General features: G+C 58.5%; 12 protein-coding genes. 7 read left to right on the forward strand and 5 right to left on the reverse strand.

The window, feature by feature from the left end; all coding sequences use genetic code 11:
* Genes dnaA through gyrB form a run of 4 tightly spaced genes read left to right on the forward strand, consistent with a single transcriptional unit; the run spans position 1 to position 6,217 of the window.
* A complete protein-coding gene (dnaA, locus tag ACA071_RS00005) occupies positions 1 to 1,521 on the forward strand; it encodes a chromosomal replication initiator protein DnaA (RefSeq protein ID WP_497642606.1) in 1,521 nt (506 codons plus the stop codon).
* Between the two features lie 39 nt (positions 1,522 to 1,560).
* Positions 1,561 to 2,664 (forward strand): DNA polymerase III subunit beta, encoded by a 1,104-nt coding sequence (gene dnaN, locus ACA071_RS00010; RefSeq protein ID WP_054048133.1) that lies wholly within the window; start codon positions 1,561 to 1,563, stop codon positions 2,662 to 2,664.
* A gap of 20 nt (positions 2,665 to 2,684) precedes the next feature.
* Positions 2,685 to 3,788 (forward strand): DNA replication/repair protein RecF, encoded by a 1,104-nt coding sequence (gene recF, locus ACA071_RS00015; protein ID WP_201196040.1) that lies wholly within the window; start codon positions 2,685 to 2,687, stop codon positions 3,786 to 3,788.
* 5 nt (positions 3,789 to 3,793) lie between these two features.
* Positions 3,794 to 6,217 (forward strand): DNA topoisomerase (ATP-hydrolyzing) subunit B, encoded by a 2,424-nt coding sequence (gene gyrB / locus ACA071_RS00020; RefSeq protein WP_497642607.1) that lies wholly within the window; start codon positions 3,794 to 3,796, stop codon positions 6,215 to 6,217.
* Between the two features lie 151 nt (positions 6,218 to 6,368).
* Here gyrB and ACA071_RS00025 read toward each other — a convergent pair whose 3' ends face one another.
* Complete coding sequence (locus ACA071_RS00025) at positions 6,369 to 7,088, reverse strand: response regulator transcription factor (RefSeq protein ID WP_497642608.1); 720 nt, start codon at positions 7,086 to 7,088, stop codon at positions 6,369 to 6,371.
* Positions 7,089 to 7,899: 811 nt separating this feature from the next.
* Between ACA071_RS00025 and ACA071_RS00030 the strand changes: the two genes are divergently transcribed.
* Both ACA071_RS00030 and ACA071_RS00035 read left to right on the forward strand, forming a co-directional pair.
* Complete coding sequence (locus tag ACA071_RS00030) at positions 7,900 to 8,880, forward strand: FecR family protein (protein WP_497645416.1); 981 nt, start codon at positions 7,900 to 7,902, stop codon at positions 8,878 to 8,880.
* 18 nt (positions 8,881 to 8,898) lie between these two features.
* Positions 8,899 to 11,211, forward strand: a complete 2,313-nt coding sequence (locus ACA071_RS00035; protein WP_497642609.1) for a CHASE2 domain-containing protein — start codon at positions 8,899 to 8,901, stop codon at positions 11,209 to 11,211.
* A gap of 215 nt (positions 11,212 to 11,426) precedes the next feature.
* Here ACA071_RS00035 and ACA071_RS00040 read toward each other — a convergent pair whose 3' ends face one another.
* From ACA071_RS00040 to glyQ, 4 genes are all read right to left on the reverse strand, one after another.
* Positions 11,427 to 12,206, reverse strand: a complete 780-nt coding sequence (locus ACA071_RS00040) for a lysophospholipid acyltransferase family protein (protein ID WP_497642610.1) — start codon at positions 12,204 to 12,206, stop codon at positions 11,427 to 11,429.
* Between the two features lie 82 nt (positions 12,207 to 12,288).
* Entirely contained in the window at positions 12,289 to 12,822 is a 534-nt protein-coding gene (gene gmhB / locus ACA071_RS00045; protein WP_497642611.1) for a D-glycero-beta-D-manno-heptose 1,7-bisphosphate 7-phosphatase, read from the reverse strand.
* Between the two features lie 6 nt (positions 12,823 to 12,828).
* Complete coding sequence (glyS, locus tag ACA071_RS00050; RefSeq protein ID WP_497642612.1) at positions 12,829 to 14,883, reverse strand: glycine--tRNA ligase subunit beta; 2,055 nt, start codon at positions 14,881 to 14,883, stop codon at positions 12,829 to 12,831.
* Complete coding sequence (gene glyQ / locus ACA071_RS00055; RefSeq protein ID WP_008155694.1) at positions 14,880 to 15,833, reverse strand: glycine--tRNA ligase subunit alpha; 954 nt, start codon at positions 15,831 to 15,833, stop codon at positions 14,880 to 14,882. Before glyQ ends, glyS begins: the two co-directional genes overlap by 4 nt.
* A gap of 81 nt (positions 15,834 to 15,914) precedes the next feature.
* Here glyQ and tag point away from each other — a divergent pair, with 81 nt between their 5' ends.
* Positions 15,915 to 16,472 carry a DNA-3-methyladenine glycosylase I gene (gene tag / locus ACA071_RS00060; RefSeq protein WP_497642613.1) on the forward strand — a complete coding sequence of 186 codons (558 nt, stop codon included), beginning with the start codon at positions 15,915 to 15,917 and terminating at the stop codon, positions 16,470 to 16,472.
* Position 16,473 lies beyond the last annotated feature (1 nt).

Raw genomic sequence — 16,473 nt, forward strand, 5'->3', positions numbered from 1 at the left:
GTGTCAGTGGAACTTTGGCAGCAGTGCGTGGAGCTTTTGCGCGATGAGCTGCCTGCCCAACAATTCAACACTTGGATCCGTCCACTACAGGTCGAAGCCGAAGGCGACGAGTTGCGTGTTTACGCACCGAATCGTTTTGTTCTCGACTGGGTCAACGAAAAGTACCTGGGCCGCGTCCTCGAACTGCTCGATGAGCATGGCAATGGCATGGCGCCGGCGCTTTCCTTATTAATAGGCAGCAAACGCAGTTCGGCGCCGCGTGCGGCACCCAATGCCCCGCTGGCCGCTGCGGCTTCCCAGGCCCAGGCTGCTCAAGCGCCAGTCAGCGCGCAAGCACCTGCCCCGGTCGCCACACAGACCAAACGTGCAACCCAAAAGATTGCCGACGTCAGTGAGGAGCCGTCCCGCGACAGCTTCGACCCGATGGCCGGCGCCAGCTCGCAACAGGCCCCGGTCCGTGCCGAACAGCGCACGGTCCAGGTTGAAGGCGCGCTCAAGCACACCAGCTACCTGAACCGCACGTTCACTTTCGAGAATTTCGTCGAAGGTAAGTCCAACCAACTGGCCCGGGCCGCGGCCTGGCAAGTGGCGGACAACCCCAAGCACGGTTACAACCCGCTCTTCCTTTATGGTGGTGTTGGCTTGGGTAAAACCCACTTGATGCACGCTGTGGGTAACCACCTATTAAAGAAGAACCCGAATGCCAAGGTCGTGTACTTGCATTCCGAGCGTTTCGTGGCCGACATGGTCAAAGCGCTGCAACTGAACGCCATCAACGAATTCAAGCGCTTCTACCGTTCGGTGGACGCCCTGCTGATCGATGACATTCAGTTCTTCGCCCGCAAGGAACGTTCCCAGGAAGAGTTCTTCCACACCTTCAACGCCCTGCTTGAAGGTGGCCAGCAGGTCATTCTCACGAGTGACCGCTATCCGAAAGAAATCGAAGGCCTCGAAGAGCGCCTCAAGTCCCGCTTCGGCTGGGGCCTGACGGTTGCCGTCGAACCGCCGGAGCTGGAAACCCGCGTGGCGATCCTGATGAAAAAGGCCGACCAGGCCAAAGTCGATCTGCCACACGATGCGGCGTTCTTTATTGCCCAGCGTATTCGCTCCAACGTCCGGGAGCTGGAAGGCGCGCTTAAACGCGTGATTGCCCACTCGCACTTCATGGGCCGCGATATCACCATCGAGCTGATTCGCGAATCCCTGAAGGACTTGTTGGCGCTGCAAGACAAACTGGTCTCTGTGGATAACATTCAGCGCACTGTCGCCGAGTACTACAAGATCAAGATCTCCGACTTGCTGTCCAAGCGTCGTTCACGCTCGGTCGCACGTCCGCGTCAGGTTGCAATGGCCCTCTCCAAAGAGTTGACTAACCACAGCCTGCCGGAAATCGGCGATGTGTTTGGCGGCCGCGACCACACGACCGTTTTGCACGCCTGCCGCAAGATCAACGAACTTAAGGAATCCGACGCGGACATCCGCGAGGACTACAAGAACCTGCTGCGTACACTGACCACTTGATGAACACCAGCGCAGCTTATTAAGGCAAGGGACTAGACCATGCATTTCACCATTCAACGCGAAGCCCTGTTGAAACCCCTGCAACTGGTCGCAGGCGTTGTCGAGCGCCGACAGACCTTGCCGGTGCTCTCCAACGTGCTGCTGGTTGTCGAAGGCCAGCAACTGTCGCTGACCGGTACCGACCTGGAAGTCGAGCTGGTCGGTCGTGTGCAACTCGAAGAACCGGCTGATCCAGGTTCCATCACCGTGCCTGCGCGCAAGCTGATGGACATCTGCAAGAGCTTGCCGAACGACGCGCTGATCGACATCAAGGTCGATGAGCAGAAGCTCGTCGTGAAAGCTGGCCGTAGCCGCTTCACCCTGTCGACCCTGCCAGCCAACGACTTCCCGACGGTGGAAGAAGGCCCGGGTTCGCTGACTTGCAGCCTGGAGCAAAGCAAACTGCGTCGTTTGATCGAACGCACCAGCTTCGCCATGGCCCAGCAGGACGTGCGTTATTACCTGAACGGCATGCTGTTGGAAGTGTCCGAAGGCATCATCCGCGCCGTGGCCACCGACGGTCACCGTCTGGCCATGTGCTCGATGAAGGCAGATATCGGTCAGCCGGATCGTCACCAGGTCATCGTGCCGCGCAAGGGGATCCTTGAACTGGCGCGCCTGCTGACCGAGCCGGACGGTCTTGTCAGCATCGTCCTGGGTCAGCACCACATCCGTGCGACCACTGGTGAGTTCACCTTCACTTCGAAACTGGTCGACGGCAAATTCCCGGATTACGAGCGCGTTCTGCCCAAAGGTGGCGACAAGCTGGTACTCGGCGACCGTCAGGCCCTGCGTGAAGCCTTCAGCCGCACCGCGATTCTCTCCAACGAGAAGTACCGCGGCATTCGTCTGCAATTGGCCAATGGTCAACTGAAGATCCAGGCGAACAACCCGGAGCAGGAAGAAGCGGAAGAAGAAGTGGGCGTCGAGTACAACGGCGGCAATCTGGAAATCGGCTTCAACGTGAGCTACTTGCTCGACGTATTGGGCGTGATGACCACCGAGCAGGTTCGCCTGATCCTGTCAGACTCCAACAGCAGTGCGCTGGTGCAAGAGTCCGACAACGACGACTCGGCCTACGTTGTCATGCCGATGCGTCTGTAATCATGCTCAGCAGAAGCTAGATGTCCTTAAGTCGCGTCTCGGTCACCGCGGTGCGCAATCTGCACCCGGTGACCTTCTCCCCCTCTCCCCGAATCAACATTCTTTACGGCGCCAACGGCAGCGGCAAAACCAGTGTTCTGGAAGCCATTCATCTGCTGGGGCTTGCCCGTTCGTTTCGCAGCACCCGCCTTTTACCCGTGATTCAGTACGAGCAATTGGCGTGCACGGTGTTTGGTCAGGTGGAATTGGCCGAGGGCGGACACAGTGCGTTGGGGATATCTCGGGACCGTCAGGGCGAGTTCCAGATCCGTATCGACGGGCAGAATGCCCGCAGCGCCGCGCAACTGGCAGAGATCCTGCCGTTGCAATTGATCAACCCGGACAGCTTCCGGCTGTTGGAGGGGGCGCCGAAGATTCGGAGGCAGTTTCTCGACTGGGGTGTGTTCCACGTGGAACCGCGATTCATGTCCACTTGGCAGCGCTTGCAGAAGGCCCTGCGTCAGAGAAACTCTTGGCTGCGGCATGGTACACTTGACGCCGTTTCGCAAGCGGTTTGGGACAGGGAACTGTGCCAGGCCAGCGCAGAAATTGATGAATACCGCCGCGCTTACATCAAAGCCTTGAAACCAGTCTTTGAACAGACCTTGAGTGAGTTGGTTGAGCTCGAGGGCTTAACGCTCAGCTATTACCGAGGTTGGGACAAAGAGCGCGAGCTAAGTGCCGTGCTCGCCGGGTCTCTTCAGCGGGATCAGCAAATGGGCCATACCCAGGCCGGACCACAACGTGCTGATTTGCGTCTTCGATTGGGCGCACATAACGCCGCGGACATTTTGTCCCGGGGTCAGCAGAAGTTGGTGGTCTGTGCATTGCGGATTGCCCAAGGGCACTTGGTTAGCCAGGCCCGACGCGGCCAGTGTATTTATCTGGTGGATGACTTGCCGTCCGAACTGGACGAGCAACACCGCCGTGCGCTTTGCCGCTTGCTGGAAGACTTACGCTGCCAGGTGTTTATCACCTGTGTAGATCACGAATTATTGAGGGAAGGCTGGCAGACGGAAACGCCAGTCGCTCTGTTCCACGTGGAACAGGGCCGTATCACCCAGACCCACGACCATCGGGAGTGAAGGCATTGAGCGAAGAAAATACGAATACCTACGACTCAACGAGCATTAAAGTGCTGAAAGGCCTGGATGCCGTACGCAAACGTCCCGGTATGTACATTGGTGACACCGACGATGGTAGCGGTCTGCACCACATGGTCTTCGAGGTAGTCGACAACTCCATCGATGAAGCGCTCGCTGGCCATTGCGACGACATCAGCATCATTATCCACCCGGATGAATCCATCACCGTGCGCGACAACGGTCGTGGCATCCCGGTAGACGTGCATAAAGAAGAAGGCGTATCCGCAGCCGAGGTCATCATGACCGTGCTGCACGCCGGCGGTAAGTTCGACGACAACTCCTACAAAGTATCCGGCGGTCTGCACGGTGTAGGTGTATCGGTTGTGAACGCCCTGTCCGAAGAACTGGTCCTGACCGTTCGCCGCAGCGGAAAAATCTGGGAACAGACTTACATCCACGGTGTTCCGAAAGAGCCGATGAAAATCGTTGGCGAGAGCGAATCCACCGGTACCCAGATTCACTTCAAACCGTCCGACCTGACCTTCAAGAACATCCATTTCAGCTGGGACATCCTGGCCAAACGGATCCGTGAACTGTCCTTCCTCAACTCCGGTGTCGGCATCGTCCTCAAGGACGAGCGCAGCGGCAAGGAAGAGCTGTTCAAGTACGAAGGCGGCCTGCGTGCGTTCGTTGAATACCTGAACACCAACAAGACTCCGGTCAACCAGGTGTTCCACTTCAACATCCAGCGTGAAGACGGCATTGGCGTGGAAATCGCCCTGCAGTGGAACGACAGCTTCAACGAGAACCTGTTGTGCTTCACCAACAACATTCCACAGCGCGATGGCGGTACTCACCTGGTGGGTTTCCGTTCCGCACTGACGCGTAACCTGAACACCTACATCGAAGCGGAAGGCCTGGCGAAGAAACACAAAGTCGCCACCACCGGTGACGATGCCCGTGAAGGCCTGACCGCGATCATTTCGGTGAAAGTACCGGATCCGAAGTTCAGCTCCCAGACCAAAGACAAGCTGGTTTCTTCCGAAGTGAAGACCGCGGTCGAACAGGAAATGGGCAAGTACTTCTCCGACTTCCTGCTGGAAAACCCGAACGAAGCCAAACTGGTCGTCGGCAAGATGATCGACGCGGCGCGCGCTCGTGAAGCGGCGCGTAAAGCCCGTGAGATGACCCGTCGTAAAGGCGCGCTGGATATCGCCGGCCTGCCGGGCAAACTGGCTGACTGCCAGGAAAAAGACCCTGCCCTGTCCGAACTGTACCTCGTGGAAGGTGACTCTGCTGGCGGCTCCGCCAAGCAGGGTCGCAACCGTCGCACTCAGGCTATCCTGCCGTTGAAAGGCAAGATCCTGAACGTCGAAAAGGCGCGCTTCGACAAGATGATCTCTTCGCAAGAAGTGGGCACCTTGATCACCGCGCTGGGCTGCGGCATCGGCCGCGACGAGTACAACATCGCCAAGCTGCGCTATCACAACATCATCATCATGACCGATGCTGACGTCGACGGTTCTCACATCCGTACCCTGCTGCTGACCTTCTTCTTCCGTCAGTTGCCGGAGCTGATTGAGCGCGGTTACATCTACATCGCTCAGCCGCCGCTGTACAAGGTCAAAAAAGGCAAGCAAGAGCAATACATCAAAGACGACGACGCCATGGAAGAGTACATGACGCAGTCGGCCCTGGAAGACGCGAGCCTGCACCTGAACGAGGACGCTCCGGGTATTTCCGGACCTGCCCTTGAGCGCCTGGTGAATGACTTCCGTCTGGTAATGAAGACCCTTAAGCGTCTGTCGCGCCTGTACCCACAGGAATTGACCGAGCACTTCATCTACCTGCCTGCTGTCACCTTGGAACAACTGTCCGATCACGCAGCAATGCAGGACTGGATGGCCAAGTTTGAAGTTCGCCTGCGTACCGTCGAGAAGTCTGGCCTGGTTTACAAAGCCAGCCTGCGTGAAGACCGTGAACGTAACGTCTGGCTGCCAGAGGTCGAACTGATCTCCCACGGCCTGTCGAACTACATCACGTTTAACCGCGACTTCTTCGGCAGCAACGATTACAAGACGGTTGTCTCGTTGGGCGCGCAACTGAGCACCCTGTTGGACGACGGCGCGTACATCCAGCGCGGCGAGCGCAAGAAGCCGGTCACCGAGTTCAAGGAAGCACTTGAATGGCTGATGGCTGAAAGCACCAAGCGTCACACCATCCAGCGCTATAAAGGTCTGGGCGAGATGAACCCGGATCAGCTGTGGGAAACCACCATGGACCCAGCCCAGCGCCGGATGCTCAAAGTGACCATCGAAGACGCCATTGGCGCGGATCAGATCTTCAACACCCTGATGGGTGATGCGGTCGAACCCCGTCGTGACTTCATCGAAAGCAACGCCTTGGCGGTTTCCAACCTGGACTTCTGATCCAGCGGCAGCGCCAAAACGAAAAAGGCCAACGCACATGCGTTGGCCTTTTTTTATGGCTTCTGGAAAATCAAAAGATCGCAGCCTTCGGTAGCTCCTACGCCGACCGCATTTCCCTGTAGGAGCTGCCGAAGGCTGCGATCTTTTGATCTTATTCGCTCACCGACCCCACACTCTCCAACCGATACCCATACCCATAAATCGTCAGCAGCTGCCAGCCACGATCCGCCGTCAGCCCGAGCTTATTGCGCAGGCGATAAATGTGAGTATCCAGCGGTCTTGAAGAGACCATTTCTTCATGACTCCAAAACCGCTCATACAGGTATTCCCGAGACAGCGGTCGGCCCAGGTTGGTGAACAAGCAGTGGGCCAGTCGGTATTCTTTTTCAGTCAGGCTGATGGGGCTGCCGGCACGGGTGACGGTCAGTTCCGCGTCGTCGAAGGCCAGGTCATTGAAGGTCAGTAATTCGGTGGCGGCTGATCGCTGTAGACCGTGGCGCCGCAGCACCGCGCTGACCCGCGCCTTGAGCTCGTTTGGGCGGAACGGTTTGCTCACGTAGTCATCGGCACCGGCATTCAGCGCCTGGACGATATCACTCTCGGCGTCGCGACTGGTCAGCATGATCGCGGCAGGCGGAGCGGCCATGTGTTCGCGGGTCCAGCGTAACAATGACAAGCCACTGAGATCGGGCAGATGCCAGTCGAGGATCAGCAGGTCGAAGGTTTCCCGCCGAAGTTGTCGCAGCAAGTCCTCCCCTCGTTCGAAGCTGTGCAACGTCCACGCTTGCTCTCCCGTGGCCGGGATCTGTCGCAGTGTCTGTTCCACCCGTCGTAGCTCGGCGGGTTCGTCATCCAGTATTGCGACACGCATGCGCAGTGATTCCCTATCTCGTCAGTGCAAAGTTGAAGAAAAGTCCTACAGGAGCAAGTTTAGGCTGATTGCCTGATTCTGAACAATTGTGGCAAATCGCTCCGGATTCCCCGAGGGTGGCTACGCTAGTAGCACTTCGCCGTCAGGCGAGAAGCCATTGGCAGAATACTCAATAGGGACTGTGGGAAAGATGCAGCGCAAGGTTCTGGAAAAGATTGCCTGTCACGGTTTTACAAGATGGGCTGCATTGGTGTTTGTAGGCAGCCTTGGGCTGGGATGCACCTCGGTTCCATCGACTCCGGGCATCTATCGAGAGGTCACTGCGCACTATTTCAGTCCTGGAGGAATCAGCCCATTTATGGGGGATTCCCAGGGTTTCGCACCTGTGCATTCGCCGCCGGTGGAAGTGGCTCAACCCGCCAGTCAGGCGCAGCAACAACAACGCTGGGTGTTTTAGAACCCAGGGCAATTCTGAACAAATATTGAGAATCGCCTCACAGTGGGTGCATGCCGGTAAATTCGTTCTCGCTGAGCGGCACATAGGCATTGGGATGTGCCGACGCAGGGAGCGTCAACGCCAACCTGGCGGGACCGCCGATCGCCGGTTTGCGGGCGGTCTGCAGTTCAGGGGGAAATCAAGGAGTGCCTGCTCAGCAATCAAATTGGCCCGATGATCGAGCCGATTCCGACACAGGGAAGTGTCATCCCCGAGGCCTTTGGCTATCTGCCAGAGCGTCCGGTCAGGTATGGTGCTTCCAGCGGATCGAAGCCTTCGCGGCGTGATTACCACAAGAGCATAAAAAGCCAATCCATGAATTCCAAGACTCTACTGCACCTGCGCCGTTGTGGCGTTTGCCTGTTTTTGGTGACCGGCCTGATGGGGATGATCGCCCAAGGCGCATCCGCCGCTTCAGCCTCCGTAAAACGTCTCCCGTATATCGACGACAACCAGCAATGCCGTGGCCAGCCGCTGCCCGCGACGGTTGAGCACTTGACCGGCGAAGCCTGGAAGCTCGACATCGAAGGCAAACAAGTACCGCTGCAAGAAGGCATGAAGGTGGGTGAACGAGAAGGTGTCATGACTTCCCCGTCGGCATTCGTCAGCCTTTCCATGGGTGATGGTTCTCGTATTGTCTTGCCTTCAAGCTCCCGGATTACCCTGCGTTTGAATGAAGAACATTCGATCCCCCAAGTCATTCTTGAGCAGGGCCAAGTCGAGTCGTATGTGATCAAGCGCGCCAGCGACTATGATCGTTTCCAGATTGTCACGCCGGTTGGTGTATTGGGCGTGCGCGGGACACATTTTCGGGTTCGTAACGATGATGGTGGCCAGGCGATGCTGGAAGTGCTGAACGGGCAAGTGGCGGTCAAGCGTGAGGACGAGCCGCAGTCCCCCACTGCAAAACGTTCTGATGATCCAGACAATGATGAAGTCCAGGTCATGGCTCGCCAGGGGCTGCGTATACAGAAACAGGGCAAGTTGACCCCGGTCGAATTGCTACCGGCCCCGCGACTGCTCGGGCAGGCAGGTCAGACTGGACCGGTACCCACTTGGCAGCTGATCATGAAGCCCATTGAGGGGGCCACGCGTTATCGAGCGCAAGTCGCCACCGATCCGGCGTTTCTGAACATCAAACAAGAGCAGTATTCCAGCACGCCCCAGGTCAATTTCCACGACCTGAAAGCGTTCTTCTATCATGTGCGGCTCTCGGCGTATGACGCGCAGGGACTAGAGGGAGAAACCGGGGTATATGATATTTTCTATTACCCCAGGACCACACGTGTCCGATAGCACCCCGGCCAACTGCCGATGAAGGGCCGGCCAAGGAAGGAAGCGCGCGAGCCGACCCAGGCTCAACGATTGTTTCGGCGGATGGTCCGCGAATGGCTGTGGGTCAGTCTGATCCTGCTGCCACTCACTGCGATCCTGTCCCTGAGTCATGGCCTGACCTTGAGTAATCTGCTGTACGACAGCCTGCGCCGACTCAGCCCGCTGCCGGTCGATCCCCGAATCCTTATTGTGACCATCGACGACTACAGCCTGCAGCAGCTTGGGCAATGGCCGTGGTCGCGAGCGCTACACGCCGATTTGCTTGATCGACTGAGCGCTGCAAACGCCAAAGGCATTCTGTTCGATGTGATCTTCAGCGAACCCGACACCCATCCCGACAACGATCAGCGCCTGGCCCAGGCAGCCTGTCGGGCGGGCAATGTGTTTGTGCCGCTGCTGCGTGAAGGTGTGGCGCGTTACGGGCAGCCGCTGGGGGAAATCGAACCGGTGGCGCCGCTGAGCCATTGCGCCAAAGGTATCGGGCACATCAATGCCGAAGCGGACGTCGATGGCATCGTGCGCAGCGTGTACCTGAGCGAAGGATCGGCGCAACAGCCTCGGGCTCAGCTTGCGTGGCTGTTGTATGAACGGAGCCTGTCCGGCGATCACCTTCCAGCAATGCCCGGCAGCCCTGCCCCGCTGTCGGTGCAAGGTTGGCAACGCGCCCACGAAATACGTATTCCTTTCATCCGGTCCGATGCCGGTTTTCCCAGCGTGCCCTACGTCAGCGTGTTGCGTGGCGAGGTCGCGCCGCAGTTGCTGCGTGATCGGTTGATTCTGATTGGCTCGACCGCGCCGGGTCTGGGTGACCGCTACGTCACGCCGCAATCGGCCAGTATTGGCACGACGCCGGGCATCGAGATTCAGGCGAACATTCTCAACGGGTTGCTGCAGCAGCGAAGCATTGTGGTCCTCGATGAGCGATGGGCAGTGTTGCTCTCGGTGATGAGCGTAGGGTTGCTGCTGGGCCTGTTGTTGCTGCGCCCTCGCCTGGCCCTGTGGATAACGGTTGGTGGCATCGCGGTTGTCTTGCTCGGGTCTTGCCTGCTGTTGCGGCTGGGCTGGTGGTGGTCTCCGGCGGCAAGTCTGCTGGGCATGTTACTGGGTTACCTGATCTGGAGCTGGCGGCGGCTGAGCGCGGTACTCGCTTACTTCGGCTGGGAACTGGCGCGACTGGACAGCGAGCCGAAAGTCTTCCCCGAGCGCCGACGTACCCAGGCCCCGGCCGGAGATTTCCTGCAAGGGCAAATTGTTGCACTGGAACAGGCCATGAGCCGGACACGGGACACCCGGCGCTTCATCGCCGATGGCCTGGAGTACCTGCCGGTCGCGACCCTGATCAGCGATCCAAACGGCCGCATTCTGTTGGCCAATCGCAAAGCTCGCGATGTGTTTGCCAGCGAGCTGGTGGGTCAAGACTTGCTCAATCAATTGACTGCACTGGGTTATCCGGTAGCTCCAAATGACACGCCTGCAGCGTTATCGAGCCTGGAGCCGATGGAATTTCGTGACACCCAGTCACGCAGTCTGCGAGTCGATCTCGCCCCGTTGCTGCCCGCCGAAGGGGATACGCCGATTGGCTGGCTACTGAGCCTGACCGACTTGAGCGTTGAACGCGATGCCGAAGAGCAACGGGCGGTGTTGCTGCGGTTTCTGTCCCATGACCTGCGGGCGCCGCACTCGGCGATCCTTGCGTTGCTTGATGTGCAGCGGCATCCGCTGAGCGGCGACGCTCAATTGTTCGCCCAGATCGAGTTGCAAGTGCGCAAGGCGCTGAGCCTGACCGAGGCGTTTGTGCAGTTGGCGAAAGCCGAGTCGGAGGCCTATCAGTTCCAGCCGAGCATGTTCGCGATGCTGCTGCTCGATACTTTCGACCAAGCCCTGAGCATCGCGCAGCTAAAGAACATCCAACTGCTGCATGACCTGGATGAAGACGCTGAAGCCTTGGTCATGGCCGATCAATCGTTGCTGACCCGCGCGCTGTTCAACCTGCTGGAGAATGCGATCAAGTACAGCCCGGCCGGTTCGCGGATCACCGTGGGGGTAAGTTGTGCCGATGACTGGCTGACGTGTGAGATCACTGATCAGGGCAAAGGCATCGCCGCCGAAGAATTGCCTGAGTTGTTCAGCCAGTATCGGCGTTTTGCTTCGGCCCATGGCAACGACGGTTTGGGTCTGGGTCTGTCGATGGTGAAGGCGGTGGTGGATCGTCACGGTGGGCGGATCGAGTGCCAAAGCGAGGTCGGACATGGCACTACGTTCAGGCTTTTTTTACCGGTTTTTATCGATTAAAGGCAGAAGATCGCAGCCTGCGGTAGCTCCTACACAAGCTCGTTGTTTGAGTCATAAAAAAACCGGCTATATCAGCCGGTTTTTTTACGTCTTAAAAAAACTTATGCACCTTTTTCGGCGTTTTATGAGCTTAAGAAATATGTATATAAATCAGCAGCCTACAAACTAAATTCGCTGTTTTTCAACAAAACGGTACACAGGTTATCCACAGAATCTCAGACAGCCACTTGATCTGTAGCGGCCGGGGCTTGAGGAGCCGGAGGCAGCGAACCCATGTCGCGCTGCATCTGCTCGTTCCAGGCCTGGACGCGATCATTCAGTGCAGCAACGGCTCGCGGCCCCGTGCCCTCGGCGTACATCGGTTCGCCAATGATCACGGTGATCACTCCCTGCTTCTTTGCCCAACCGGTTTTCGGCCAAAACTTGCCGGCATTGTGTGCAATCGGCAGTACTGGAAGTTCAGCGTTGACGGCCAAAGCGCTACCACCGCGCGAGAACTTTCCGACGGTGCCGTAGGGAACGCGAGTGCCCTCAGGGAAGATCAGCACCCAGACGCCATCCTTCAGTAACTCATCGCCTTTCTTCGCCACATGCTTGAGCGCGGCTTTCGGGTTATCGCGGTCGATGGCGATCGGGCGCAGCATGGCCATCGCCCAGCCGAAGAACGGTACGAAGAGCAGAGAACGTTTGAGAACCTGGCTCAGCGGCTCGAAGTACGCCGAGAGAAAGAACGTCTCCCAAGTGCTCTGGTGGTTCGACTGAATCACGCAGGGCCGCTCAGGCACGTTCTCGGCGCCTTTGATTTCGTAGGTGATGCCCAGAAACACTTTGCTCAGCCACAACGCGCAGCGGCACCAGTACACGTTGATAAAGCGATAACGCGCCTTGAATGGCAGAAACGGCGCGATAAAAAAGCTCAGGCTGCACCAGAGCAAAGAGCTGGTGCCCAGCAGCAGGTAAAAGAGGAAGGTTCTGATGGCCTGCAGTATCGACATGGTGACGTTTACCGTGCGGGCTCTGCCCGTCTATATAAAGCGCACTCCCGATCAATCCTTGGTCAGGAACAATCGAAGCACTCTAATTGTGGATAAGTTCTGCGGCAATCGCCGCCAGATCGTCAAAAATCAAGGTGCCTACCGGTAGGGTCTTGCCCAAAGTCTTTTCGCCTTTCCCGGTCTTTACTAAAACTGGCTGAGAATCGACGGCTTTTGCGGCTTCCAGGTCACCAAGGGTATCGCCGACGAACCAAAGATTAGTCAGCGACACGTTGTAATGTGCGGCGATGGTTTTCAACATCCCGGGTTTTGGCTTGCGGCAATCGCAGCCATCGTCCGGCCCGTGAGGGCAATAGACGATCAGCCCGACTTCACCGCCCTGCTCCGCCACTAACGAACGCAAGCGCTCGTGCATGGCTTCAAGGGTGGCGATGTCGTAATAGCCGCGAGCGATGCCCGACTGGTTGGTAGCGACTGCCACCGTCCAGCCGGCCTTGCTCAACTGCGCGATGGCTTCGATCGAACCGGGGAGCGGAATCCACTCCTCCACCGACTTGATGTAAGCGTCGGAGTCGTAATTGATCACCCCGTCCCGATCGAGAATCAGCAGTTTCAAACAGTCTTACCCCAGCAGCGAAATGTCGGCAACGCCGAGGAACAGCCCACGCAGACGCGACAGCAGTGCATAACGGTTGGCGCGCACGTTGGCGTCATCCGCGTTGACCATCACCGCTTCGAAGAACGCATCCACCGGCTCGCGCAAGGCAGCCAGACGCGCCAGCGATTCGCTGTACTGACGAGCAGCGGCCATTGGCTGGACAGCCTGGTCAGCCTGCTGGATTGCCGAGTACAGGGAGAACTCGTTGGCGTTGTCGAAGTACTTGGCTTCCACCACCGATGGAATCGAGCCTTCGGCCTTGCTCAGCAAGTTCGAAACACGCTTGTTCACCGCGGCCAGGGCTGCGGCTTCCGGCAATTTGCGGAACGCTTGAACCGCTTGCACACGCTGATCGAAGTCCAGCGCCGAACCCGGCTTCAGGGCACGTACCGACAGGTAAGTCGCGACGTCCACGCCTTCGTCTTCGTAGCGGGCCCGCAGACGGTCGAAGACGAACTCCAGCACCGACTCGTTCAGGCCGGCAGCCTTGATCTTGGCGCCGAACGCGTTCACGGCGAAAGCCACGGCGTCGTTCAGGTCGAGGTCGAGCTTCTTGTCGATCAGAATGCGCAACACACCGAGTGCAGCACGGCGCAGGGCATACGGGTCTTTGCTGCCGGTGGGCAGCATGCCGATGCCGAAGATACCGACCAACGTGTCGAGCTTGTCGGCGATGGCCACGGCCGCACCGGTCAGGGTGGTCGGCAGTTCAGCACCGGCACCGCGCGGCATGTACTGCTCGTTCAGCGCCAAGGCGACTTCTTCCGGCTCGCCGTCATTGAGGGCGTAGTAGTAACCGGCGACACCTTGCATCTCCGGGAACTCACCGACCATCTCGGTCGCCAGGTCGCACTTGGACAGCAGGCCGGCACGGGAAGCCCAGGCTGCGTTGCCGCCAATGCGCTGCGCGATGTACGCCGCGAGTTTGGAAACGCGTTCGGCCTTGTCGTAGACGCTGCCGAGTTTTTCCTGGAACACCACGTTTTGCAGGCGCAGGTTGAAGTCTTCGAGTTTCTGCTTCTTGTCTTGCTTGAAGAAGAACTCTGCGTCGGTCAGGCGTGGGCGAACCACTTTCTCGTTACCGGCGATGATCTGCTGCGGGTCTTTGCTTTCGATGTTGGCCACGGTAATAAAACGTGGCAGCAACTTGCCGTCGGCATCCAGCAGGCAGAAGTACTTCTGGTTGTCCTGCATGGTGGTGATCAGGGCTTCTTGCGGCACGTCGAGGAAACGTTCCTCGAATGAGCACACCAGCGGCACCGGCCATTCAACCAGCGCAGTCACTTCGTCGAGCAATGCCGGAGGAACGATGGCCGTGCCTTCCTGCAGGGTCGCGAGTTCTTCGGTGCGCTTGCTGATGATTGCGCGACGCTCGTTGGCATCGGCCAATACGTAGGCGCCACGCAGGTCGGCCAGGTAGTTGGCTGGCGCGGTGATGCGTACGCTTTGCGGGTGATGGAAGCGGTGGCCACGGGAGTCACGGCCAGCCTTTTGGGCGAGGATCGTGCAATCGATGACTTGGTCACCGAGCAACATCACCAGCCACTGGGTCGGACGAACGAATTCTTCCTTGCGAGCACCCCAGCGCATGCGCTTCGGGATCGGCAGGTCGTTCAGGGAATCTTCGACGATGGTCGGCAGCAGGCTCGCGGTCGGTTTACCGGCGATGCTCTGGCTGTAACGCAGTTTCGGACCGCTCTGATCGATTTCGCTCAGGTCGACGCCGCACTTCTTGGCGAAGCCCAGGGCGGCTTGAGTCGGGTTGCCGTCGGCATCGAACGCAGCCTGACGTGGCGGGCCGTCGAGGTTGATGCTGCGATCCGGTTGCTGGGTATCCAGCGCGGTGATCAGCACAGCCAGGCGACGTGGCGCGGCGTAGACGGTTTTGGCTTCGTAGCTCAGGCCAGCAGCTTGCAGGCCCTTGTCGATACCGGCCAGGAACGCGTCGGCCAGGGTGTTCAGGGCTTTGGGTGGCAGTTCTTCGGTGCCCAATTCAACCAGGAAATCCAGAGCACTCATTGTGCAGCCTCCAGCTTAGCCAACACTTCATCACGCAGGTCCGGGGTCGCCATCGGGAAGCCCAGCTTGGCGCGAGCCAGCAGGTAGGCTTGCGCAACGGAACGCGCCAGGGTGCGTACACGCAGAATGTATTGCTGACGCGCAGTCACCGAGATCGCCCGGCGCGCATCCAGCAGGTTGAAGGTATGGGAGGCCTTCAACACCATTTCGTAGCTCGGCAATGGCAGCGGCTGGTCGAGTTCGATCAGGCGCTTGGCTTCGCTTTCATAGAAATCGAACAGTTCGAACAGCTTCTCGACGTTGGCGTGTTCGAAGTTGTAGGTCGACTGCTCGACTTCGTTTTGGTGGAACACGTCGCCGTAGGTCACTTTGCCCATAGGACCGTCAGCCCAGACCAGGTCGTAGACCGAGTCCACGCCTTGCAGGTACATGGCCAGACGCTCAAGACCGTAGGTGATCTCGCCGGTCACCGGGTAGCACTCGATGCCGCCCGCTTGCTGGAAGTACGTGAACTGCGTCACTTCCATGCCGTTGAGCCAGACTTCCCAGCCCAGACCCCAGGCGCCCAGGGTTGGCGACTCCCAGTTGTCTTCGACGAAGCGGATGTCGTGGACCAGCGGGTCCAGGCCAACGTGCTTGAGGGAGCCCAGGTACAGTTCCTGGAAGTTGTCCGGGTTCGGCTTCAGGACTACCTGGAACTGGTAGTAGTGCTGCAGACGGTTCGGGTTTTCGCCGTAGCGGCCGTCAGTCGGGCGACGACTGGGCTGCACATAAGCGGCGTTCCAGGTTTCCGGGCCGATGGCGCGCAGAAACGTGGCTGTGTGGAAAGTGCCGGCGCCTACTTCCATATCGTAGGGCTGAAGTACCACGCAACCTTGCTCGGCCCAGTATTGCTGGAGGGCGAGGATCAAGTCTTGGAAGGTACGCACGGCTGGCGTAGGCTGGCTCACGAAATTCACCTGTTTCTTGGGCTGCGATTTAAAGAGCGGGAGTATACCCGATTCGTTGCTGCGCACGCCCCCTGGAGCCTTATGCCACGCTGCTTTTGGTGTTCCGAAGATCCGCTGTACATGGCTTATCACGATCAGGAGTGGGGCACGCCGCTACGCGATGCGCAGGGTTTGTTCGAGTTGCTTTTGCTCGAAGGGTTCCAGGCCGGCCTTTCATGGATCACCGTGTTGCGAAAACGTGAGCGATATCGCGAGGTGTTGTTCGGCTTCGACGTCCAGCGCGTGGCGCAGATGAGTGACGCGGAAATCGATGAATTGATGCTCGATCCCGGCATCATCCGCAACCGCCTCAAACTCAACGCCGCCCGACGCAATGCTCAGGCCTGGCTGGCGCTGGAAGACCCGGTGGGGTTTCTCTGGTCGTTCGTTGGCGGCAACCCCGTGATCAATCATTTCAAGGATCGCAGCCAGGTTCCGGCTATAACGCCGGTCGCCGTGGAGATGAGCAAAGGCCTGAAAAAGGCCGGATTCACGTTCGTCGGCCCGACCATCTGTTACGCGCTGATGCAGGCTTCGGGCATGGTCATGGACCACACCCAGGATTGCGATCGCTACGCGACGCTGGCGAACGGCGGTTAGA

This window comes from Pseudomonas sp. LBUM1646, from assembly GCF_059716165.1.

Excerpts from the sequence above, each read along its gene's own strand:
- dnaN (WP_054048133.1), top strand. The coding sequence starts at position 1,561 with ATGCATTTCACCATTCAACGCGAAGCCCTGTTGAAACCCCTGCAACTG.
- recF (WP_201196040.1), top strand. The coding sequence starts at position 2,685 with ATGTCCTTAAGTCGCGTCTCGGTCACCGCGGTGCGCAATCTGCACCCG.
- ACA071_RS00025 (WP_497642608.1), bottom strand. The coding sequence starts at position 7,088 with ATGCGTGTCGCAATACTGGATGACGAACCCGCCGAGCTACGACGGGTG.
- ACA071_RS00030 (WP_497645416.1), top strand. The coding sequence starts at position 7,900 with ATGAATTCCAAGACTCTACTGCACCTGCGCCGTTGTGGCGTTTGCCTG.
- ACA071_RS00035 (WP_497642609.1), top strand. The coding sequence starts at position 8,899 with ATGAAGGGCCGGCCAAGGAAGGAAGCGCGCGAGCCGACCCAGGCTCAA.
- ACA071_RS00040 (WP_497642610.1), bottom strand. The coding sequence starts at position 12,206 with ATGTCGATACTGCAGGCCATCAGAACCTTCCTCTTTTACCTGCTGCTG.
- glyS (WP_497642612.1), bottom strand. The coding sequence starts at position 14,883 with ATGAGTGCTCTGGATTTCCTGGTTGAATTGGGCACCGAAGAACTGCCA.
- tag (WP_497642613.1), top strand. The coding sequence starts at position 15,915 with ATGCCACGCTGCTTTTGGTGTTCCGAAGATCCGCTGTACATGGCTTAT.